Annotated in this window: 16 protein-coding genes; 3 read left to right on the top strand and 13 right to left on the bottom strand. The window is 61.2% G+C overall.

Annotated features, from left to right (window positions below; translation table 11 throughout):
* Nucleotides 1–25 precede the first annotated feature (25 nt).
* Both F3089_RS00215 and F3089_RS00210 read right to left on the bottom strand, forming a co-directional pair.
* Nucleotides 26–3,604: an Ig-like domain-containing domain gene (locus F3089_RS00215; RefSeq protein WP_151438881.1), complete on the bottom strand. Its 3,579-nt coding sequence runs from the start codon at nucleotides 3,602–3,604 to the stop codon at nucleotides 26–28.
* Nucleotides 3,605–3,618: 14 nt separating this feature from the next.
* On the bottom strand, nucleotides 3,619–4,953 hold the full coding sequence (locus F3089_RS00210) for an aromatic hydrocarbon degradation protein (RefSeq protein ID WP_151438880.1): 1,335 nt from the start codon (nucleotides 4,951–4,953) through the stop codon (nucleotides 3,619–3,621).
* Nucleotides 4,954–5,385: 432 nt separating this feature from the next.
* On the opposite strand from F3089_RS00210, the gene F3089_RS00205 reads away from it, so the two are divergent.
* Nucleotides 5,386–6,423: a GGDEF domain-containing protein gene (locus F3089_RS00205; RefSeq protein WP_151438879.1), complete on the top strand. Its 1,038-nt coding sequence runs from the start codon at nucleotides 5,386–5,388 to the stop codon at nucleotides 6,421–6,423.
* Here F3089_RS00205 and F3089_RS00200 read toward each other — a convergent pair.
* Nucleotides 6,399–7,409, bottom strand: a complete 1,011-nt coding sequence (locus F3089_RS00200; RefSeq protein WP_151438878.1) for an AraC family transcriptional regulator — start codon at nucleotides 7,407–7,409, stop codon at nucleotides 6,399–6,401. The two genes, F3089_RS00205 and F3089_RS00200, sit on opposite strands and share 25 nt — an antisense overlap.
* A gap of 112 nt (nucleotides 7,410–7,521) precedes the next feature.
* On the opposite strand from F3089_RS00200, the gene F3089_RS00195 reads away from it, so the two are divergent.
* Nucleotides 7,522–8,634: a CaiB/BaiF CoA transferase family protein gene (locus F3089_RS00195; RefSeq protein WP_151438877.1), complete on the top strand. Its 1,113-nt coding sequence runs from the start codon at nucleotides 7,522–7,524 to the stop codon at nucleotides 8,632–8,634.
* A gap of 84 nt (nucleotides 8,635–8,718) precedes the next feature.
* Here the strand turns inward: F3089_RS00195 and F3089_RS00190 are convergent, their stop codons facing one another.
* Nucleotides 8,719–9,777, bottom strand: coding sequence for an NAD(P)-dependent alcohol dehydrogenase (locus tag F3089_RS00190; protein WP_151438876.1), 1,059 nt, complete (start codon nucleotides 9,775–9,777; stop codon nucleotides 8,719–8,721).
* 291 nt (nucleotides 9,778–10,068) lie between these two features.
* On the opposite strand from F3089_RS00190, the gene F3089_RS00185 reads away from it, so the two are divergent.
* Nucleotides 10,069–11,274, top strand: a complete 1,206-nt coding sequence (locus F3089_RS00185; RefSeq protein ID WP_151439247.1) for a TraB/GumN family protein — start codon at nucleotides 10,069–10,071, stop codon at nucleotides 11,272–11,274.
* 9 nt (nucleotides 11,275–11,283) lie between these two features.
* On the opposite strand, the gene rnhB is transcribed toward F3089_RS00185, so the two are convergent.
* The 9 genes from rnhB to ispC all read right to left on the bottom strand — a co-directional run bounded on the left by rnhB (nucleotide 11,284) and on the right by ispC (nucleotide 20,995).
* Nucleotides 11,284–11,874: a ribonuclease HII gene (rnhB, locus tag F3089_RS00180; RefSeq protein WP_151438875.1), complete on the bottom strand. Its 591-nt coding sequence runs from the start codon at nucleotides 11,872–11,874 to the stop codon at nucleotides 11,284–11,286.
* Complete coding sequence (lpxB, locus tag F3089_RS00175) at nucleotides 11,871–13,085, bottom strand: lipid-A-disaccharide synthase (protein WP_151438874.1); 1,215 nt, start codon at nucleotides 13,083–13,085, stop codon at nucleotides 11,871–11,873. Before lpxB ends, rnhB begins: the two co-directional genes overlap by 4 nt.
* Before the next feature lie 6 nt (nucleotides 13,086–13,091).
* Complete coding sequence (gene lpxA, locus F3089_RS00170) at nucleotides 13,092–13,883, bottom strand: acyl-ACP--UDP-N-acetylglucosamine O-acyltransferase (protein ID WP_151438873.1); 792 nt, start codon at nucleotides 13,881–13,883, stop codon at nucleotides 13,092–13,094.
* Entirely contained in the window at nucleotides 13,883–14,317 is a 435-nt protein-coding gene (gene fabZ, locus F3089_RS00165; protein ID WP_151438872.1) for a 3-hydroxyacyl-ACP dehydratase FabZ, read from the bottom strand. Before fabZ ends, lpxA begins: the two co-directional genes overlap by 1 nt.
* Before the next feature lie 17 nt (nucleotides 14,318–14,334).
* On the bottom strand, nucleotides 14,335–15,360 hold the full coding sequence (gene lpxD / locus F3089_RS00160) for a UDP-3-O-(3-hydroxymyristoyl)glucosamine N-acyltransferase (protein WP_151438871.1): 1,026 nt from the start codon (nucleotides 15,358–15,360) through the stop codon (nucleotides 14,335–14,337).
* 28 nt (nucleotides 15,361–15,388) lie between these two features.
* Nucleotides 15,389–15,919, bottom strand: a complete 531-nt coding sequence (locus F3089_RS00155; RefSeq protein ID WP_192497226.1) for an OmpH/Skp family outer membrane protein — start codon at nucleotides 15,917–15,919, stop codon at nucleotides 15,389–15,391.
* Between the two features lie 86 nt (nucleotides 15,920–16,005).
* Nucleotides 16,006–18,318, bottom strand: coding sequence for an outer membrane protein assembly factor BamA (bamA, locus tag F3089_RS00150; RefSeq protein WP_151438869.1), 2,313 nt, complete (start codon nucleotides 18,316–18,318; stop codon nucleotides 16,006–16,008).
* Nucleotides 18,319–18,455: 137 nt separating this feature from the next.
* Nucleotides 18,456–19,805 carry an RIP metalloprotease RseP gene (gene rseP / locus F3089_RS00145; RefSeq protein ID WP_151438868.1) on the bottom strand — a complete coding sequence of 450 codons (1,350 nt, stop codon included), beginning with the start codon at nucleotides 19,803–19,805 and terminating at the stop codon, nucleotides 18,456–18,458.
* Nucleotides 19,802–20,995, bottom strand: coding sequence for a 1-deoxy-D-xylulose-5-phosphate reductoisomerase (gene ispC / locus F3089_RS00140; RefSeq protein ID WP_192497225.1), 1,194 nt, complete (start codon nucleotides 20,993–20,995; stop codon nucleotides 19,802–19,804). Before ispC ends, rseP begins: the two co-directional genes overlap by 4 nt.
* Nucleotides 20,996–21,002: the final 7 nt, after the last annotated feature.

The raw sequence follows: 21,002 nt of genomic DNA, 5'->3' as shown, positions 1-21,002 counted from the left end.
CCAGCCCGGAGGCTGGCCCTTAAGATCACTCCCTTTGTTGGGTATAGGGTGTAATGTAATTCAAGTGAAGCGCATTCTTCGGGATAACCAATTTCATATCTGTATCGGTATTTAAAACACTACCCACCAAATCACTCGCGACGTCGGTGATTTGCTCGCACATCCACTCCCCAAAGTCAGTCAACGAGTCTTCACACCCTTTTTCCGTAAGCGTGACACTGATCTCTCCCTTAAGAGTCACATCGAGAGGGATATCATCTGTATTGAATTGAGTGATTTGCATCCTCCCATCCTCGAGGAACCTTATAGGGCCATCAAGAACCAAGTTGTCGATGGGGAAGCTTCGCATATTATCTTCAAGATTAGTTTCCGTTCCTCCCCCTTTAAGCTGTGAAAGAAGGAAAGGCGCATCCAGATACACATCCAATGCCGTCTTAAACCGCAATTGTCCATTTTCCTTGTAAATCAGGCCGGAGATCGATTGATTCCGATTTGTTTCAGCATCTCCCCTGGACTCATTCTCATAACGCATCCGCATGACCATCGGTCCAGTCGGAATCAACTGGTCGGCATTACCATCCTCTGTCGCGAGAGCGGCAAGAAGGTCATTGTTCAGGCGTACGGCAACATCGCTGGAGCTTGTAAACAGGATTGAAGGGTCAAGCTTTACCGGAACGCCCTTGTCGCCATCCAGCTCGGAGTTCTCAGGCGTAGGTCTGAGTACTTCCACATCCAGTTTCGCTGTTTTGAAAATCATCTTCCGGTCAGCTCGGCAGTCAACCTTACTGGCAGGGTCGCCCTCAAGCTTGCAGCCAACCGCGCCAGTTCCGACAAGTACCTCACTGTCTATGTTCTCCATTAACATGGCGGCCGCGTTCTGAGGAATGTAACTCTCATCCTGCCCACTTCTTACAAGGTCTCTGGCATCCTTTACTGTGGCACTATCGCGCTGTTTCCGAAGCTGCTGTACGAGAGCATCAACTTCAGCGCCGACCTGACGGCCACTTTCTACAGCAACGGACGGATCAAACTCGCCAAGCTCCAGGTCCGAATTCGCATCAGGTGTGGCCAGATTACTGAGGGCGGTGAGTACCCGGTCATTCGGCTCAACAGCCCGGAAGCGGTTCGTGAGCTGATTACTCCGGGCACCATCGCCGTAGAAAGCGCCCCCCATGCGGTCCTTAAGATCAGCTTCTGCGCTAACCGGTTCCTCCGGATACTGTTTGAGAATTTGGGTGTAAATCGGCGCCCCATGCTCCGACTTAATTCCACTGGTTCCACCAACCAGTTTGTAACGGTAAAGGTTTTTACCCTCATCAGTTGACCACTGGGTCCGTGGAATAATCCGAATCTGCCGGTCACGAATTTCAACTTCGACATCATCGGTTATGTCAGCCCATCCGCCATCAGCCCAGTGACTGACTTTCACCGTTGATTCAGTAATCGTGGTGTTGTCGATTTCCTGGGAAAACCGTACGATCAGGGGCTTATCTGCCTCATGCTTTTCGATAGGCAACTGGTCGTCTTCGTCACGGTATGGAAGCGTCTCCGATTCATCTTCATCAGTCGTCGGATCATCACTTTGATGAACTTTCTCCCCATTCGAAGTTATACCACCAGCACACTGACCATTATCGTCTGGCGCCCTGGAAGACGGATCACTATCGAATACCTTTTCGCAGGGATAACCCGGCCGTGTTGTCAGCACCAGCATGGGCGCACGCTCAGGAGCTGATTGGCCGATATCGCTGCTCTCAGGCAGGGAGAACGGCAGCGTAAGCATCCCCGCCTCCAGCGGAGCTCCGGAAAGGTCTGTCACGCCATTGACGGTCAGCTTATAGTCACTCTCATAACTAAGCGGATTCCTGGGATCAACAATCACGTTGGGTCCATTAAGTCGGACTGACGCCGCAACGTCGTTACCGTCACCATCAGTCAGAGCAACGTTGTCACTGTTCACAGTTCCCGGCAGAAGCGGTTCATCAAAGAACAGCGTAATCGGGTCCTGGGGCTGCATCTTGTCCTGGTTGTTCTCGAAGGCAAGACCGCTTGCGCTGTCTCCACCAGGCGTCCACGCCTTAAGCTGGGGCCCTGTGGAATCCGAGAGACCAGTTGGAGCATCCTCAGGATCGTTATAGGCTTCAAGCCGGAAGGAGATCAGGCCTGAAGCCTTGTCCACACCAAGCACATCCGGCTCAATAACACTAACCGCCTTGAGAGTCAGCTTGTCGTCCTCAACGGTTGCCGTACCCACCAGCTCAACATGCAGAAGCTCTTGGGCAAGCGCGCCGTTGGCCCTGGGCTTCTCGGTATTCATGGCGAGGTCTGCGAAAAGCCGGACGACCCTGGGCGCACTCGGTGAATCCGAGTACGGATTCATCATCATGTAACCATTCGCATCTGAGAGGAAACGGACATCGATTTCACCGGATTCCTCGAACTCCGTCTGTAGCGCACCGCCAACCAGCACATCGACGCTGGTTCCCTTCATCAGGGTGCCCTGCTTAACGGTCAGCGGAATCGCTTTGTCTTCACGCTCAAAGCGCTTGGTATGCCCCATGTAGGCATTGACCGTGCCCCGCTGTACGGTCTTGTTGCCCTGGCCCAGCGTTGTCGCACCAAGGACGACGCTGTTGTAGTCCTCTCCGGTGTAGTCCATGGACTCGTTACTGCCCATAACCGCTTCCTGAGCAAGGATATCCCGCTCAACAAGGCCATCTTCCGTTAGGATACGGGCTTCCTGAGGCGTGAATGTCCAGCTCGTATCGCCAGTGATGGTAGTTCCAGTCAGACTGCTGGTGAGTTTTTCTGTGAAGTTCAGCTCATAGGTATCGCCAGCCTTAAGGACACCTTCCGGATCAATGACCATCCGGTTACCGCGAACCCAAACCTCCGCCTCGGAGACAAGGTTTCCGTCACTGTCCTGGAGCCTGACCGATCCATTCTCGCCATAGGTTACCGAGCTTTCGTCAACCGGCTGCGTGAACTGGACGCGGAGCGTATTGAAGTTGGTGAAGGGGAAGTTGCTGGATCCCTCTCCGAGAGAGCTGCCTTCTACTTCAGAAGAAAACGGCACCAGACGCGCTACACTGAAGTCATCAATACCTTCCGCCTCAGCATCCAGTCTTTGGTTCACGGTGCCTGTGCTGCGGTTGGAGGCGGTTGTGAACTCAATGCGTGAAGTATCCGCAAGCCCTTCCTCAAGACTCACTCCTGTCACCTGGAGGCGATAACGGGCTCCGGGTTGGAGATCTTCGGTGGTATTGATGCGAAGTGTCCGGCCATCACCAACGATCTGCATATCTCCGATGATTGCATCCATTTTCTCCGAACCATCGCCCGATACCTGCTCCAGTATGACGTTGCTCGGGCCCAACTCGCCTTCCGATGCGGTAATCGGCATGCCAAACTGGACAATCATGGGAGCTGAAGTAGGGAATCCTGCCTGCCCTTTTATGGGATAGGAGAACTGCAGTCCGGAATTGGAGGAGGCAGCCTGCGCCTTGGCTTCCGCCTGCAGCTCCTGCTCCTGCGTTTCTTCACTTCCCATGCAGCCCGCCAGCGCAAGGGTAAGGACGGTAATACCTATTGTTGTGCGTTTCATGGCTCCTCCCCTCCTCAGAACTTGAACGTGATCGAGCCGCTGACGACGTGGATGTCGCCATCCGTCGTTACCGTTTCAGTATTGCCGGCCCGCTGCACTGTGAAGTCACGCTCCTGGAGCTGCTGATACTGATAACCAATATCGAACCGGATCGGATAGGTGAAAAAGCGCGTACGCTCATAGGTTGCACTGAGTCCGAGCCCACCAATGATCCGGTCGTTATCGAAATAGTTCAGCTTGGGTGTCTGCTCACTCTGCAGTGGAGACTCCTCGTAAGCCGCACCGAACAGCACACTGAAATGACCGAAGAGGTCCACTTCGCCACCAATCCGCGGTACAACAGTGTCGTCAAACTCCGCATAGGTGGATGCATTCCCTGAAAGATCCTGCTGATCCTTGACGGTGTCCTTTTCCAGTTCCTCTTCAAGCGCTGACCACTTGCGCTGCTCGACCGTGAACCCAAAGCGCCAGCCATCCCCAGCATACTGGGTGCCAAAGGCATAGATCTCAGGCTGGTAGGAGTCGATTGTGGATACCGCGAGATTGAGCGGGTCACTGGGCGGGAACGGCCCGGGCACCACGACATTGGAATTAACAGTTGTCGACGAGGCAGAGCTGTTGCGATAGGTCATGCCTGTCTCAAGCCCTGACAGAAAGCAGCCTTCTGGGCAAAAGGTGTCACCCCAGTTAAGAGTCAGGCCCAGAATCGAGCGAATGGCTGGCTCGGCGCCAACCTTCAACTCGGTGTTCTCAGTTTCCCCCGCAAAATTGGAGGTTGTGTTCAGTTCTGCGGTGGAATCCAGTGTAATCCGGGAAGCACCGCCAATACTGATCCCCCGCCAGATACGGGTTCCGGCCCCTACACTCAGGAAAAGTGGTTCCCTTCCATAACGCATGAACTGGCCGGTTTCCGAGGCTTCGGAGCTGAACGCCAGCATTTCCTTGCCATATTCCTCAACACCCGCGATGAACCCAAGATGGATGGGGTGCCCAGACTGGAGCAGAGAGCCAATGTTGGTCTTCATGCCAACCAGCACGCTCTGACTCGGCTCATCGGAGAGCACGTCATTCTCAATGCCTGGCCTTTCCGCGCGCAGCTCCTGCTCCGCATGCATGATCGCCTGGGTCAGCTCACCACGCTCGTCTTTCACCAGGGCAGCCGGGTTGTAGTAGTTGGCTGAGACCTGGGAATTGAACATGGACAGTGCCTGGGCGGTGGCCAGGTCCTCCGGGAATATGCCGTAGCTGGTGCCGATATTGCCCATACTGGCATGGGTGCCCGCGCTGGCACTGGCCAGTGCAATGCCAAGTGCGAGGCGTCGAATTGCGGTTCCGTGCGTGGTCTGCATAGAGGCTCCTACTGCTCTTGTTATCCGAGCCTGATTCCAGGCGATCGTGTTTTATGAAGTGTGATTCACTTGGTCATTTACAGTTCGTTACACTTGCAATTCTATAGCCCTTCCGCGCATACACTTTGGCCAAACCGACGTCCGTTTGTGTCAAAGAAGGCAGTCTGTACCAGTCATTACCGGCCTGCCGGCTCACCCTTGACTAATATCAATAACTTAAATCCGGTGGGCACGCCATTGCTCGAGTGTTGCCCAGCGTTGCATTTTGTTAAATGAGGCACGTGTGTGACACAGATCACACAACAAAACAGAGTTCCCGAGAGGAGGCTTCGTGGGACGTGGTGGACTGACGGCGCGAACCACCCATGGTAGGCTTCAGCGCTGAGCTCACGTGGTCTCTAAAGCACACTGTCAGCGGGATGACAAACCGCCATGCCGGAAGCCTTCCAGCACTACCCTGACGACATCTCCCTCGAGTCCCTGCTCGAGCATGCCCGCCGCAATGAGCGCATCGCCCGCAACCTGTTCGAGATTGAGCGGGAGATCATGGGGTGTCGCGACTGCGCCGCCTTTCTGGACCGGCTGGTGGACCGCGTGCGCGATCGCTTTGACCTGGATGAGGTCTGGCTGGTCCTGACGGACGTGGAGGCCAACCAGCCACTATGGGAGATGCTGAGCGAGGACGGCGCCCTGAGCCTGCGTGTGAATGCACCCGCTGCGGACTTCCTCCGCCTTACCGGCAGCAGCCAGAAGCCCATACTGATCCCGGACACCCGCAGCTGCCAGTACCTGATCCCACCCGTCTGGCAGAGCAGCATCCAGTCCATGGCCATACTGCCGCTGTTGGTCGAGGAAAGACTGGCCGGCGGCCTGGTGCTGGGGACCCGCACAGCAGGGCGTTACAGTCGGGATATGGGGGCGTTTTTCCTTGAGCAGCTGGCGGTCAAAGCCTCCCTGGGGCTGGATTCCGCTTTTGCCCGGGAACAGCTTCGCCGTCTCGCGACCCGGGATGCCCTGACCGGTCTGCGCAACCGCCGCGAGATGGAGACAGTCCTGCAGAAGGAACTGAGCCGTTCCCGCCGTTACCAGATGCCGCTGTCGCTTCTGTTCATTGACTGTGACGGCTTCAAGCGGATCAATGACGGGCACGGCCATGAGTGCGGCGATGCCTACCTGTGCCACCTGGGCGAATGCCTGCGCCGCCAGCTGCGTGAGGACGACAGCGTCTTCCGTTTTGCCGGGGATGAGTTCGTGGTGGTCCTGCCCAACCAGAGCGTGCAGGCGGCCACGCACATCGCCACCCGCCTGCAGCAGGGGCTCGCGGATGAGCCACTTGAGTGGGTGGGCCACTCGATTCCCCTGGCATTCAGCGTGGGCGTGGCGGGCAACGAGCAGCCAGGCCTGGACGACTCACGCGCCCTGCTGCGCCACGCGGACCAGCGTCTTTACGAGCAGAAGCGCGAGCGATAGCCCCCGGGTGTAACCCCCGTCCACTTCTTGAAGGCCCGATGGAAGGTGGAGGTCTCCGTGAACCCGGCTCGGTGGGCGATCTCGTTGATGGACAACTGATCCCGCGTGAGGTGGACAATGGCGATGTCCCGCCGCAGGTTGTCCTTGATCTCCTGGAACGAGGTGTTCTCCGCCCGCAGTCGCCGGCGCAGGGTCTGGGGGCTGGTGTTGAGCTGCTGGGCGATGGCCTCGAAATCCGGTATGGGCTGGGTGAAGTCCCGCCCGATCAGGGCCCGGATACGGGCGGTGTAGCTGTTGCGGTCATCAGGCCGGGCCATCAGGTCCGCCGGCGAGGTCATCAGGAAGTGGCGCATCTCCAGCTCATCCCGGATTACCGGCTCCTGCAGGTAACGCATAGGGAAGGCCAGGCCGGTCTGCGGCTGGTCAAACAGCATCGGCGCATGGAAGATGCCGCGGTATTCATGGCTGTGGGCCGGCTCCGGGTAGTCAAAGCTGACCCGGGTTAACGGTATGCCCTGGCCAATGAGCCAGGAGCTGAGCCGGTGCCAGATCACCAGCAGCGATTCCCGGAGAAAGTGGTGACTGTCTTCGCTGAGCGGTGCTTCCGTCTCGAGCGTGATCAGGGCCTCCTCGCCATGGATACTCAGCGGCATGGTGATGCCGGTTTCGAACAGGCCGTAGAAATGGCTGGCACGGCGCAGCACACAGTCAAGGTTGTCGCAGTGGATCACCAGCTGGCACAGGGTCGCGAAGGTTCCGGGGCGACTGCGTGCCGGGGCGAAGCCCATGAACTCGTCCTTCATGGTGGCCCAGATCACCTGCATCAGCCGGGTGTACTGGTTACCGGTCACCCGCGCCTGATCCTGCTCGATGAGCTCCGGCTCAATCCCCGCCTCACGCATCATGGCATGGGTGTCATACCCCTGGCGCCTGGCGCCGGCCAGAGCTGCGGTTACAAAATGGGCGGAGACAGTAAGGCGTGCCATGAGCGTCCGTGTCGGTGAGCGGATTGGTCAATGGATCTGAGCATCGGCGCCGGTGGACGCCTGTTCACAGGTGCGTATGGTAGAGCCATCCGCAACAGAGGACAAAACCCAGATGACGGGACCGCTTACGTCGCTCAAGGTACTCGATTTCTCCACCCTGCTCCCCGGTCCCTACGCCACCATGATGCTGGCGGACATGGGGGCCGAGGTCCTGCGGGTGGAATCCCCGGACCGCATGGACCTCACGCGCATGACGCCGCCCCACGACGGCGGCGTCTCCACCGCGCACGCGTACCTGAACCGCGGCAAACGCAGCATGACGCTGAACCTCAAGGAGCCGGAGGCCGTGGCATGGGTGAAGGAACGGATTCACGAGTACGATGTGCTGGTGGAACAGTTCCGCCCCGGGGTGATGGCGCGCTTCGGGCTGGACTATGACAGCCTGAGCGCCCTGCACCCGGGGCTGGTCTACTGCAGCATCACCGGTTACGGCCAGACCGGCCCCTACCGGGACCGGGCCGGGCACGACATCAACTATCTGGCACTGTCCGGTGTGGCCAGTCACAGCGGCCGCGCGGAGACCGGGCCGCCACCGCTGGGCGTCCAGGTAGCGGATGTGGCCGGTGGCTCACACCACGCGGTCATGGGCATACTGGCGGCGGTCACGCACCAGCGCCAGACCGGCGAGGGCCAGCACGTGGATATCAGCATGACCGATGCCGCCTTCGCCATGAACGCCATGGCCGGCGCTGCCTGGCTGGCCGCCGGCGAAGAACCGGAGCCGGAAGGTGGCATGCTCAATGGCGGTTCATTCTACGACTACTACCGCACGGCGGACGGACGCTGGCTCTCGGTCGGCAGTCTGGAGCCGCCGTTCGCGAAGCAGCTGTTCAGCGTGATCGGCCAGCCGGAACTGGGCGCCAGGGGGCTGAGCCCGAAACCTGAAGACCAGAAAGTACTCAAGAGCGCACTCCGGGAGGCCATAGCCGGGAAGACACTGGCGCAATGGCAGGCGATCTTCAGTGAGCAGGATGCCTGCGTGGAGCCGGTCCTGACCCTGAGAGAAGCCACAGAGCACCCCCAGATCCAGGCCCGCCACATGGTCATCGAGGTGGACCGGGGGGACGGCACCACCCAGAAGCAGCCCGGCCACCCGCTGAAGTTCAGCGCCACGCCGTGCGCAAGCGCCTTCATCGGGCGGCCTCTTGGAGCGGATAACCCGTAGGAGCAGCCATGGCTGCGAAACACGTGCGAAACATGGGGCAGTGGTTCTTTGCCCCCTGTCGCGGCCGTGGCTACTCCTGCGGCGTCAGCCCGCCTGCTTCAGGCTGTCCATATCGATCACATACCGGTACTTGACCTCGCCCTTCTTCACCTTCTCGTACGCCTCGTTGATGTGCTGCATATCGAGCATCTCGATATCGCAGCGCACATCATGTTCGGCGCAGAAGTCCAGCATCTCCTGGGTCTCCGGCATACCACCAATGAGTGACCCGGCGAGTACGCGGCGCTTGCCCACGAGGGCGCCGGCATTCACGGCAGGGTCCACCGGTTCCAGAAGTCCCACCAGGATGTGGGTGCCGTCGTACTTGAGGCAGTTCAGGTAGGGGTTGAGATCGTGCTGCACAGGAACGGTGTCGAGCATGAAATCGAAGCTCTCTGCCGCATCCTTCATCTGCTGTTCATCCGTGGAAACGATGACGTGATGAGCCCCCTGGTGCTTCGCTTCCGCGACCTTGCTCTCGGAACGGGTGAAGATGGTGACCTCGGCGCCCAGTGCCCGGGCGAATTTCACCCCCATGTGGCCAAGGCCGCCCATACCGATCACGCCCACCTTGTGGCCGGCCTTCACGCCATAGTGGCGCAGCGGTGAATAGGTGGTGATGCCGGCGCACAGCAGGGGCGCTGCGTGGGCCATTGCCAGCTTCTCCGGGATGCTGACCACAAAGTGTTCACTCACGACCACCTTCTCGGAGTAACCGCCGAAGGTGACGGAGCCGTCATAGCGATCCTCGCCGTTGTAGGTGGGGGTCATGCCCTGGAGGCAGTACTGTTCCAGTCCGTCCTTACAGGCCTCGCACTCACGGCAGGAATCCACCATGCAGCCCACGCCCACGCGGTCACCCACGGCGTAACCCTTGACCTGGTCGCCAACGGCCGTGACGCGCCCGACAATCTCATGCCCGGGCACCAGCGGGTACTTGGTGACCCCCCAGTCATTCTGGGCGAAGTGGATGTCCGTGTGGCAGACCCCGCAATAGTCGATCTCGATGGCAACGTCATCCGCTCGCAGCTCCCGGCGATCAATGCCGTGGGGTGCAAGACCGGAATCCGGTGCCGTGGCGGCGTAGGCTTTGGTATTGGCCATGACTATCGCTCCTCGTCTTTAATTAGTGTGATATCAATCACGCCGCGATAATGCGCCTCACCCCACCGGCCCGTCAAACCATCGTGGGCGTGGGCCGGTTTAAGGATTTCGCGGCCATGGCCGCTCATACTCTGCAGCCACCCGGGACGGAGCAACATTGTAGGAGCAGCCATGGCTGCGACCAGGCAAAACCTGCAGGAGCGCACCTTGCGCACGATGGGCCCTGATTCGCTTGCGGGGCAGGCGCCTACAGGTGACAATCGCGGCTTTGTCCAAGTGAGTACGCTGCCCATGGGCGAACAGGATCATCAGGGCCCGCGCGCCGTAGTCGAGCACGCCGGAACCACCTTCACCATTGTGGGCACGGCCCATGTCTCGAAAGCCTCGGCGGATGAAGTCTCGGAGCTGATCCGCTCCGGCGACTATGATGCCGTGGCGCTGGAGCTGTGCGATTCCCGCTACCAGAACCTGGCCGATCCGGACCGGATGGCGAAGATGGATCTGTTCGAGGTGCTGCGTAACGGCCAAGCGGGCATGGTAGCGGCACACCTGGCCATGGGCGCCTTCCAGCAGCGGGTGGCAGACCAGTCCGGCATCGAGCCGGGCGCTGAGATGAAGGCGGCCCTGCATGAAGCGGAAAGCGCCGGCCTGCCCGTGACCATGATCGACCGCGACATCGGCACCACCCTGCGCCGGGTCTGGCGCGGCGTGTCCTGGTGGCAGCGCATGCAGCTGGGCAGTGGTCTGTTCGCCAGCCTGCTCACCCGGGAAACGGTCAGCCCCGAGAGCATTGAACAGCTCAAGGAAGGTGACGTGCTGGAATCCACCTTTGCCGAGTTCGCGGAGCAATCCGAGCAGCTCTACCGGCCACTGATTTCCGAACGCGACCGCTACATGGCCCTGAGGCTGATGGAATCCATGGCCGGCAAGGGTTACAACAATGTGCTTGTGGTGATCGGCGCCGGCCACCTGAAGGGGCTGAGCGGCCACCTTGAAGGCGAGCCCGCCGCCGACCCCGTATCAGAGCGCGAAAGCCTGGAGCAGGTGCCACCCAGCGGGCGCTTCCTGCGCTACCTGCCCTGGGTCGTGGCGGCCCTGGTGATTGCCGGTTTCGTGATCGGTTTCAGCCGGGATACGGAACTGGGGGTCAAGCTCGTTTCGGAGTGGTTCCTGATCAATGGCGCGCTGTCGGCACTGGGCTCAGCCATTGCCCTGGCCCACCCGCTGACCATTGTGGCGACCTTCCTGGCGGCCCCACTGACGTCGCTCAACCCGACGGTTGGTGCGGGTTTTGTGGCGGCGGGCGTGGAACTGCTGCTGCGCCGGCCCAAGGTGGCGGATTTCTCGAACCTTCGCCATGACGTGATCGAGGTCAGGGGGTGGTGGCGCAACCGGGTGGCGCGCACCCTGCTGATCTTCATCCTTTCCTCGGTGGGGTCGGCGGCCGGTACCTACATCGCCGGTTTCCGGATCTTCGATCAGCTGGTCGGGGGCTGAACGCGCCCCTCAGAGCTTGCTGACGGGCGAGAAGGAGCGCCGGTGCACCGGGCTCGCGCCCTGGGCATGCAAGGCCTCGATGTGAACCTTCGTGGGGTAGCCCTTGTGCCCGGCCAGACCGTAGCCCGGATACTGCTGGTCCAGCTCGACCATTTCCCGGTCCCGGGTGACCTTGGCCAGAATGCTGGCGGCCGCAATGGCATCCACGCGGCCATCGCCCTTCACCACGGGCGAGGAGGGCCACTGCCAGTCCGGGCAGCGGTGACCGTCCACCAGCACGTATTCGGCTGGCGGCGCCAGGGCGGCCACTGCCCGTTCCATGGCCAGCATGGTGGCTCCATGGATGTTGAGTTCGTCGATCTCCGCCACCTCGCAACGCCCCAGCGCCCAGCTCAGGGCCCGCTCCTGGATGACGCTGAACAGGGCCTCGCGCTTGCGCTCACTGAGCTTCTTGGAGTCCCTGAGCCCCTCCACCGGATGGTCCGGGTCCAGGATCACGGCCGCCGTCACCACCGGGCCGGCAAGGGGCCCGCGGCCCACTTCATCCACGCCGGCCAGATACAGCCCCTCATAGGGTACTGATACATCATCCAGGATCATGTGTTCTCCAGGTCCTCAGGAAGGGGTTCCCCACGGATCAGTGCCGCCACGGATTCAGCGGCGCGGTCGCTGGCATTGCGGCGCAGCTGCCGGTGGATTTCCGAAAAGATGGCACGTTCGTGCTCAATGGTCTCCGGCGCGGTCAACCGGGTTTTCAGTGCCGTCCCCAGGGCCTCCGCCGTGGCAGCCTCCTGCAGGAACTCCGGCACCACCGGTTCCGGGGCCAGCAGATTGGGCAATGCCACATGGTCCACATAGACCAAGCGTGAAGCGACCCAGAAGGTCAGCGCGTTCACCCGGTAAGCCACCACCATTGGCCGCTTCAGCAGGGCCGCTTCCAGTGTGGCGGTGCCGGAAGCCAGAAGAACGGCATCCGCGGCGGTCATCACGGTGCGAGACTGGCCGTCCACCAGCCGCACGTCCAGCGCCTGCCAGGCCTCCTTCCCATGGATCATCGCTTCGATCTGTTCCCGGCGCTGACGGTTGATGCAGGGAATCACGAAAGTGGGCGGCGGCATCATGGCATCAGCCAGCCATTCGGCGGTTTCCAGGAACAGCGGGCCCAGGCCGCCCACCTCACTGCCCCGACTGCCGGGAAGCAGCGCCACCATCTGGCCGGCTTCGGGCAGCTCCAGCTCCCTGCGGGCCGCCTGCCGGTCTGGTTCCTCGGGGATCTGGTCGGCCATCGGGTGGCCCACGAACCGCACCGGAATGCCATGGTCCCGATAGACGCTGGCCTCGAACGGCAGCAGCGTCAGCATCAGGTCCACTGATTTCGCAATGCCTTTCAGGCGCCCGCGCCGCCAGGCCCAGACGGAGGGACTCACGTAATGCACCGTGGGGATGCCGGCTGCCCGCACCTGGCGCTCCAGCCCCAGGGTGAAATCCGGCGAGTCGATCCCGATCAGCGCGGCAGGCCGATTGTTCAGACAGTACTCGCGCACCCGGGCGCGGACATCGAACAGCTCCCGGATGCGTCCCAGCACCTCCACCAGTCCCATCACGGATAGGCGCTCCATGGGGACGATGGAGTGGAGGCCTGCGGCCATCATGCGCTCACCGCCGATACCGACAAAATGGGCATGGGGAAAATGGCGTTTCAGGCTGAGCATGAGGTCCGCGCCCAGAAGGTCTCCGGAGACCTCTCCCGCCACCAGGACAATGACCGGGCCGGGCGCGGGGGCTGAGCCCCGGGGAAGCAACGCGTCCATGGCCAATCAGCGGACGATGCCGCGTTCCGCCCGCCGCAGGGTACTGGCAAAAAGCGCCACTTCGTCACTGCCCTCAAACTCCTGATCCAGGCGTTCAATCGCCTGCTGCAGGGTGAGGCCTTCACGGTAGACGATGCGGTAGGCACGGCGCAGCTCATGCAGCGCACTCTTGCTGAAACCACGACGCTTGAGGCCTTCGATGTTGAGTCCATGGGCGCCGGCGGACTGGCCACCGGCCATGACGAAGGCGGGCACATCCTTGAGCACGATGCTGCCCCCGGCGGTCATGGCATGGGCCCCTAGATGACAGAACTGATGCACCATGGTGCCGCCACCGAGAATGGCATGGTCGTCCACGTCCACATGGCCGGCCAAGGTGGCGCAGTTGGCCAGGATGGTGTTGTTGCCGATCATGCAGTCATGGGCCACATGGACATAAGCCATGAACAGGTTGTTACTGCCGACCCGCGTCTCGCCACGGTCCTGCACAGTGCCTCGGTGCAGGGTGCAGCTCTCGCGGATGATATTGCCGTCACCGATCACCAGGGTGGTGGGCTCACCGCCATACTTCAGGTCCTGGCATTCCTCACCGACACTGGCGAACTGGAAGATGCGGTTGCTGGCGCCGATCCGGGTGGGGCCATTGATCACCACATGGGAGCGCACCTCGGTATGGTCACCGATCTCCACATCAGGCCCGATCCAGGTCCAGGGGCCAACAGTTACCCCCTCCCCGAGCCGGGCTCCGGGATCAACAATGGCCTGGGGATGCACTCCCGGATGAGCATCGGCCGTCATCAGATCGCTCCCTCGGCGGTCGTGATCTCGCCGGCACAGGCCAGCTGGTCACCGACCCAGGCCTTGCAGTCGAACTTCCAGATATTGTGCTTGTCAGCTATCAGCGTGGCCTCCAGCGCGAGCTGATCCCCAGGCACCACCTGGCGCTTGAAGCGGACCTTGTTGCAGCCGGCAAAGTAATGGGTGAAGCCATCCGCCGGTGAGCGCCCAACCGTGACAAATCCGAGTACACCGGAGAGCTGCGCCATCGACTCGACGATCATGACGCCCGGCATGATGGGCTTGGTGGGGAAATGCCCCTCAAAGTAATGTTCGTTGACGGAGACGTTCTTGATTCCGGCAATATACTCACCGGCGCGCACCTCGGTCACCCGATCCACCATGAGGAAAGGGTATCGGTGTGGAAGGTACTGTTTAATGTCTTCAATCTGCATGCGCCACAGCCTCGACGTCATTCACTGAGTTTTTTTTCAATCTGGCGCAGGCGCTGAGCCATATCGTCGAGCTGACGAAACCGGACCACACTGCGACGCCAATCACGATTGGGTTCCACCCCTGTCCCTGAGGAATACACTCCCGCTTCCCTGAGGCTGCGGGTAACCATGGTCATACCGGTAAGCTGCACGCCATCGGCGATGGTCAGGTGGCCACCGATTCCGGAGGCACCGCCGAAAACGCAGTGCCGCCCGATGCGCGTGCTGCCCGAGATGCCGACCAGGGCCGCCATGGCGGAATGGTCACCGATCTCCACATTGTGGGCCACCTGCACAAGGTTATCGATCTTCACACCATTGCCGATGACGGTATCGTCCAGAGCGCCCCGATCGATGGTGGTATTGGCGCCTATGTCCACGTCGTCACCGATATGGACACCGCCAATCTGGGCAATCCGCTCCCAGTTCCTGCCGGTGTGCGCGTACCCGAAGCCATCACTGCCAATCACGGCACCACTGCTGATGCGGCAGCGCTCACCCATGGTGACACCGTGGTAGAGCGTCACGTTGGCTGCCAGCACGGTATCCGCACCCACGCGTGACCCCGCACCCACAACACTGTTCGGCCCTACCCGCACCCGTTCACCGATCTCTGCATTCCTATCAATCACGGCACCCGGTCCGATCCAGGCAGTATCGGCCACAGAGGCGCTTTCCGCCACGGATGCCGAGGGGTCGATACCTGCCTCGCGTACCGGCTCCGGATTGAAAAGGTGGCTCAATCGGGCAAACGCCCGATAGGGGTCGTCCGTCACCAGCGCACTGCACCGGCACTGATCGGCCTCCGCCGGCCGAACGAGAACCGCGCCAGCCCGGGTTGTACCAAGCTGACGCGTGTATTTCTCATTGGCCAGGAAACTGATGTCGGTTTCACCGGCACTGGCCAGAGTCGCCAGGCCGGTGACCCGTTTACTGCCATCGCCCCGGAGTTCAGCGCCCAGCAGGTCAGCCAGTTCGGAAAGGGGTCGTTCCACGCTGTGCATCCACACTCCCGCCGCGGATCAGCGCCGCTCAATTGTTGTTTGTGTCACCGTTACCGGCCTGCTCATTGAGCAGCTCGATCATCTCGTCGGTCAGATCCATATCCGGCTTGGCGTAGATGACCGCCTCGGCCGGAATGACAATGTCCAGATCATGCTCTTCCAGCAGCGTTTCCATTGCTGAATCCACCGCCGGCCGGGACTGCTGGAGGAACTGCTGCTGGCGTTGGTTCACAGCCTGCTGAAAGCGCGCTCGGCGCTGCTGGTACTCCTGGACTTTCTTCTCAAAGCGGGATTGCAGGTCTGAGCGCTCGGATTCGTTCATCATGGCGCCATCGCTTTCCAGCCGAGTCTGCATCTCCTTGGCTTCCGATTCGAGCTGGCTGATGGCCTTCTGTTCCTCTTTCAGCTGGCCCTGAATCACGTCACCGAATTCGGCGCCCGCATCCGAGGAGAATACCGCCTCACGCAGGTTGACCACGCCAATGCGTTCCTGTGCCAGTGCCGGCACCGATGCTGCCAGCATCAGCAGAGCCGCAGCGACTGTCAGCGTCCGTTTCATGGATCGCCTCCCCATGTTGATGTTTGTCATGCTGAATGAATGCCGCCCATTGTGCCCGCCTGGGCGGGATTCTTCCAGAGCCCCACTCAGAATTGCTGACCGAGTGAGAACTGGAAGCGGCGCGTGTCGTCTTCCGCCTCGTTGTTAAGTGGCTCCGCGAAACTGAAGCCCAGCGGGCCGATGGCGGTGATCCATTCAAAACCGATGCCCACGGAATAGCGGATCTCATCGACCGCCGGGTCAAAACCACGCGCGGTATCAAAGACGTTACCGCCGTCCAGGAACACCGAGGAGCGCATGCTGCGGCTGTCCGCCGCGAACGGCACCGGGAAGATCAGCTGGGCGCTGGCCTCCGCGAGGACGTTGCCGCCGAAGGGGCGATCATCCTGAAACGGACCGGTCGAAGTCGCCCGATTACCCAGACTGTTGGCCTCGAAGCCGCGCACCGAGTGGTAACCACCCGCGTAGTAATGCTCATAGAATGGCAGTGAGCCGGTATCCGAAAACCCATCACCGTAACCGAACTTGGTCCGCAGCCGTGCCACCCAGCGCTGGTTGCTGGTCAGCGGGTAGTAGGCATCGGTTCTCTGGGTGATCTTGTAGTACGTCTGGTCACTGCCGGGGACTGCGGTCTCCACCGTCAGGCTGTTGCGTGACCCTGATGTGGGCATGCGCCCCCGGTTGTGGGTATTGCGTACAATGGAACCCCTAAGCAGGAAGGCGCTCTGGGAATTGCCTTCTTCCTCAATAAAGTCGGTGACCTCCTGGGCCGGATAACGCCCGGGATCAATCCGATTGTATTCATACCCTGGCCCGAAGTTCAGCCGTGTGTACTGGCTGATGGGGTAACCGAAGTTCATGCGCGCGCTGAGGGTATCCAGAACGAAGGAGGACACCTCTTCCTCCGCGTAGTCGGTCTCGCGCGCCTGAAAGCTGAAACCACGGCTGACACCATCCACAGTGTAGAAGGGGTTGGTGTAGGACAGATTGGCGCTGGTCACCGAATCACTCTTGTTCAGGCCCAGAGAGGCGCGCCGGCCGCTGCCCAGGAAGTTCTTCTCCGAAACACTGGCACCAAAGATCAGCCCCGAGGTCTGGGAGAAGCCGATGTTGGCGGAGAGACTGCCGGTTGGCTGTTCTTCCACTGAGTAGGTGACATCCACCTGGTCGTCCGTGCCCGGCACAGGGGATGTATCGGCGTTGACCTGTCCGAAGAAACCGGTGCGTTCCAGCTCGTTGCGTGAAGTCTCGATCCGGCTCGAAGAGGCCACACCCGCTTCCATCTGCGTCATTTCCTGGCGCAGAACCTCATCGTGGGTGGCCGTATTGCCCTTGAAGCGGATGCGGCGCACGTAGGTGCGCTTGCCGGGCTGAACGTCCACGGCGACCGTCACGGTGCCGTCATCATGGGTGCGCGGCGTGGCCTCCACATTCGCGAAGCTGTAGCCCTCGCGCCCGAGCCGGCGGGTGATCAGGTCGGTGGTCATGGTCATACGTTCCTGGGAGAAGAGTTCCCCCTCCTCGAGCACCACCAGCTCGCGCAGCTCCTCCTCGTCCACGATCAGGTTGCCGTTGAGCGTGACCTCACGGACCTTGAACTGCTCGCCCTCATCCACCGCAAGGGTTACGAATACCTGCTTCTTGTCCTGGGCCAGTGAGATATTGGTGGACTCCACACTGAACTCGACATAGCCGCGGTTCAGGTAATGGGAACGCAGGCTCTCTAGGTCGCCGGAGAGCTTCTCGCGCGCGTACTTGTCCGCGTTGGTGATGGAGTTCCACCAGCCCGTTTCCCGCAGCTCCATGAGGCTGATCAGTTCTTCCTCTGTGAACGCTTCGTTACCGATGATGTTGATGTGCTGGATGGCAGCGACTTCGCCCTCGCTGATGTTGAAGTTGATGGCAACGCGATTGCGCTCGAGCTCTTCAACTTCGGCATTCACATCGGCGTTATAGCGGCCCTGAGCGACATAGGAACGCAGGATCTCAAGCTCGAGACGCTCCAGGGTGGCGCGCTGGAAGATCTGACCTTCCTCCACCCCGGCCTGGCGCATGCCCTCCTTGAGCTGTTCCGTCTTGATGTTCTGGTTCCCCTCGACCTCAATCCGGGCAATGGAGGGACGCTCCTCAACGGAGACAATGAGGACACTGTCCTCACGGGCAAGACGGATGTTGGCGAAGAGGCCGGTCTGGAAGAGATTGCGGATGGCGTCGGCGACCGTAGCGTCGTTGATCCGGTCACCAACCTCAATCGGCAGAGCGCTGAAGACGTTGCCCGCCGAGACCCTCTGAAGACCTTCCACCTGAATGTCCGAAACCTCGAAGGTCTCGGCTGGAGCCGACAGGCTGGCCAGTGCCAGTACTACCGCCGGCAGCAACGTCCGTAAAAGGCCTTTCATGGATTCGCTAAACGCCTTCTGATCTCGTGACTTGGAAAACAGGGCTGACAGCCTAACGGATACCATCAGTTCGGCGAACACGCCGCCCCATTACGAAAATGTCATGGCGACCGGGCGCCGACAGAGCCGGGCAATTCTCACAATCGGAGCACGTCATTGTAAAGCGCAAGGACTGTCAGCATCGCGATCAGCAGGAGGCCCAGCCGCAGCCATAGCCCCTGGACCGCCTCTGAAACCGGGCGTCCGCGCGCCCATTCCCACGCATAGAACAGGATGTGACCGCCATCGAGAATGGGAATGGGCAGCAGATTGATGATCCCCAGACTGATACTCAGATACGCCAGGAACCGCACGAACGACTCGAAACCCGTGGTAACCGTGGTCTCAGCCACACGTGCGATGGTGATGGGACCGCTTATATTGCGCACGGAAAGCAGCCCGCTGGCCATCTTGCCCACAGCCACCAGAGTGGTTCGGGTGTCATTCCAGAACTGGTTAAACGCCTCCGGCACCGCCCGGACCGGCCCCAGCTGGGTCTGACGCCGCATGTCCTCAGGCCAGGATACCGACTGCACACCGGCCCCGATACGGCCGATGCGCTCACCTTCCCCATCCGTCCGGGCGGCCGGCGTCACGGTGATGGCGCGCTCGCTGCCATCGCGCTCAATGCGCATGGAAAGCGCCTCGCCAGGCGCCGCCTGGATGCGATCCACCAGCGCCAACCAGTCCGCAACCGCCTCGCCCTCCACAGCCAGAATGCGATCGCCGGGCTGAAGACCGGCCTCCTCTGCAGGAGATCCAGGCCGGATCTCGCCCAGAACAGGAGGAATGTCAGGCCGCCACGGTTCGATACCGAATTCCCTGACCGGGTCCGGGTCCCGGGCGCCACCCAGCCAACCGTCCAGAGCCGTACTGCGCTCAAGACGGCGGCCCTCCTGTTGCAGGGTAAGGCTCACCTCACCCTGCTCACCGGCACGCTGCAGCAGCGCCATGCCCACATGGCGCCAGGAAGGGGTCTGGCGCCCGTCGACCTCCAGCACCTCCATGCCGGACTCAAGCGCCATCCGCTCCGCAGGGGTGCCAGGCTCCACATCGCCCACCACAGGCGCAATCGTTGTGAACCCGATCACGGCCAGAAGCCAGTAGGCGAAAACCGCAAAGATGAAGTTCGCGATGGGACCGGCGGCCGCCACGGCGATACGGCGCGCAGGCGTCTGGCGGTTGAAGGCCAGATGTTTCTCCTCTTCCGGCACCTCGCCTTCGCGCTCATCCAGCATTTTCACATACCCGCCAAGCGGGATCGCAGCCACGGCGTACTCGGTGCCATGGCGATCGCGGCGCATGAAAAGTGGCTTGCCGAAGCCGACCGAGAAACGCAGCACCCGGATACCCAGGCGGCGCGCCACCCAGAAGTGGCCGAACTCATGCACGGTCACCAGGATGCCCAGGGTGACGATCAGCGCCAGAATGGTCTGGATTACACTCATGAGGCGTTCTCCGCGACGTTGAGTCGGTTCATGGCCCATTCACGGGCGCGCCCATCACAGGCCATGACCGCCTCAATGGAGTCGGCTGGGCGCGGCGCCAGCTCCGCCAGAGCCTCGCCCACGAGACCGGCGATGCGGGTAAAGCCGATGCGCCCACCAAGGAAGGCATCCACGGCCACTTCGTTGACCGCGTTCAGGATGGCGGGCGCCGTGCCTCCGGCCCGGAAGGCCTCAGCAGCCAGGCGCAGGGCCGGGAATCGCTCCAGGTCCGGGCGCTCAAAATGAAAGGATGCCAGCTCGAAAAGATCCAGCGGTGCCACCCCTGCTTCAATACGTTCCGGCCAGGCCAGAGCGTTGGCAATGGGGGTACGCATATCCGGACTGCCCAGCTGCGCCAGCACGGAGCCATCCCGGTATTCGACCATGGAGTGGATGATGCTCTCAGGGTGCACATGGACCTGCACATGCTCCGGCGTGGTACCGAACAGCCAGCAGGCCTCGATCAGCTCCAGCCCCTTGTTCATCAGGGTGGCCGAGTCCACCGAGATCTTGCGCCCCATGGCCCAGTTGGGATGGGCGCATGCCTGATCCGGCCCCACGTGCTCGAGTTCGCTGGCCGGTGTGGTCCGGAAGGGGCCACCGGAGGCGGTCAGGAGAATACGCGTGACGCCCGATTCCCCAACGCCGGCACCGGCCCGGGGCAGGCACTGGAAGATGGCATTGTGCTCGGAGTCTATGGGCAGCAGCGTGGCACCATGGCGCTCAACAGCCTCCATGAAGAGCCCTCCGGACATCACCAGGGCCTCCTTGTTGGCCAGAAGCACCCGTTTACCCTGCTCAATGGCCGCCATCGTCGGAGCGAGGCCGGCAGCGCCCACAATGGCCGCCATCACCGTATCCACATCGGCATCCGAAGCGGCCTCGCACAGCCCCGCCTCGCCACTGAGAACCGTAATGTCCAACTCCCCGAGCGCCTCCCGGAGCTCGGTCTCGCGGGCAGCATCACTAATGACCGCAATCCGGGGTCGGAACTGTCGGCAGAGCCGTGCCAGCTCCTGCACGTTGGCGTGGGCACTCAGGGCGTGCACGCGGAAGCGCTCAGGATGACGCGCAACCACGTCCAGCGTGCTGGTGCCGATGGAGCCGGTAGCTCCAAGGATTGTAAGGGTCTGTGGTGAGATTTCACCCATCCGGGTT

The organism is Halospina sp. K52047b (genome assembly GCF_008709855.1).
GTDB lineage: Bacteria > Pseudomonadota > Gammaproteobacteria > Pseudomonadales > Oleiphilaceae > Halospina > Halospina utahensis_B.
This window is presented reverse-complemented; position numbering and strand designations above follow the sequence as displayed.

Bases quoted from the DNA above. Each gene is read 5' to 3' on its own strand.
- F3089_RS00215 (WP_151438881.1), bottom strand. From the start codon at position 3,604: ATGAAACGCACAACAATAGGTATTACCGTCCTTACCCTTGCGCTGGCG.
- F3089_RS00210 (WP_151438880.1), bottom strand. From the start codon at position 4,953: ATGCAGACCACGCACGGAACCGCAATTCGACGCCTCGCACTTGGCATT.
- F3089_RS00205 (WP_151438879.1), top strand. From the start codon at position 5,386: ATGCCGGAAGCCTTCCAGCACTACCCTGACGACATCTCCCTCGAGTCC.
- F3089_RS00200 (WP_151438878.1), bottom strand. From the start codon at position 7,409: ATGGCACGCCTTACTGTCTCCGCCCATTTTGTAACCGCAGCTCTGGCC.
- F3089_RS00195 (WP_151438877.1), top strand. From the start codon at position 7,522: ATGACGGGACCGCTTACGTCGCTCAAGGTACTCGATTTCTCCACCCTG.
- F3089_RS00190 (WP_151438876.1), bottom strand. From the start codon at position 9,777: ATGGCCAATACCAAAGCCTACGCCGCCACGGCACCGGATTCCGGTCTT.
- F3089_RS00185 (WP_151439247.1), top strand. From the start codon at position 10,069: ATGGGCGAACAGGATCATCAGGGCCCGCGCGCCGTAGTCGAGCACGCC.
- rnhB (WP_151438875.1), bottom strand. From the start codon at position 11,874: ATGATCCTGGATGATGTATCAGTACCCTATGAGGGGCTGTATCTGGCC.
- lpxB (WP_151438874.1), bottom strand. From the start codon at position 13,085: ATGGACGCGTTGCTTCCCCGGGGCTCAGCCCCCGCGCCCGGCCCGGTC.
- lpxA (WP_151438873.1), bottom strand. From the start codon at position 13,883: ATGACGGCCGATGCTCATCCGGGAGTGCATCCCCAGGCCATTGTTGAT.
- fabZ (WP_151438872.1), bottom strand. From the start codon at position 14,317: ATGCAGATTGAAGACATTAAACAGTACCTTCCACACCGATACCCTTTC.
- lpxD (WP_151438871.1), bottom strand. From the start codon at position 15,360: ATGCACAGCGTGGAACGACCCCTTTCCGAACTGGCTGACCTGCTGGGC.
- F3089_RS00155 (WP_192497226.1), bottom strand. From the start codon at position 15,919: ATGAAACGGACGCTGACAGTCGCTGCGGCTCTGCTGATGCTGGCAGCA.
- bamA (WP_151438869.1), bottom strand. From the start codon at position 18,318: ATGAAAGGCCTTTTACGGACGTTGCTGCCGGCGGTAGTACTGGCACTG.
- rseP (WP_151438868.1), bottom strand. From the start codon at position 19,805: ATGAGTGTAATCCAGACCATTCTGGCGCTGATCGTCACCCTGGGCATC.
- ispC (WP_192497225.1), bottom strand. From the start codon at position 20,995: ATGGGTGAAATCTCACCACAGACCCTTACAATCCTTGGAGCTACCGGC.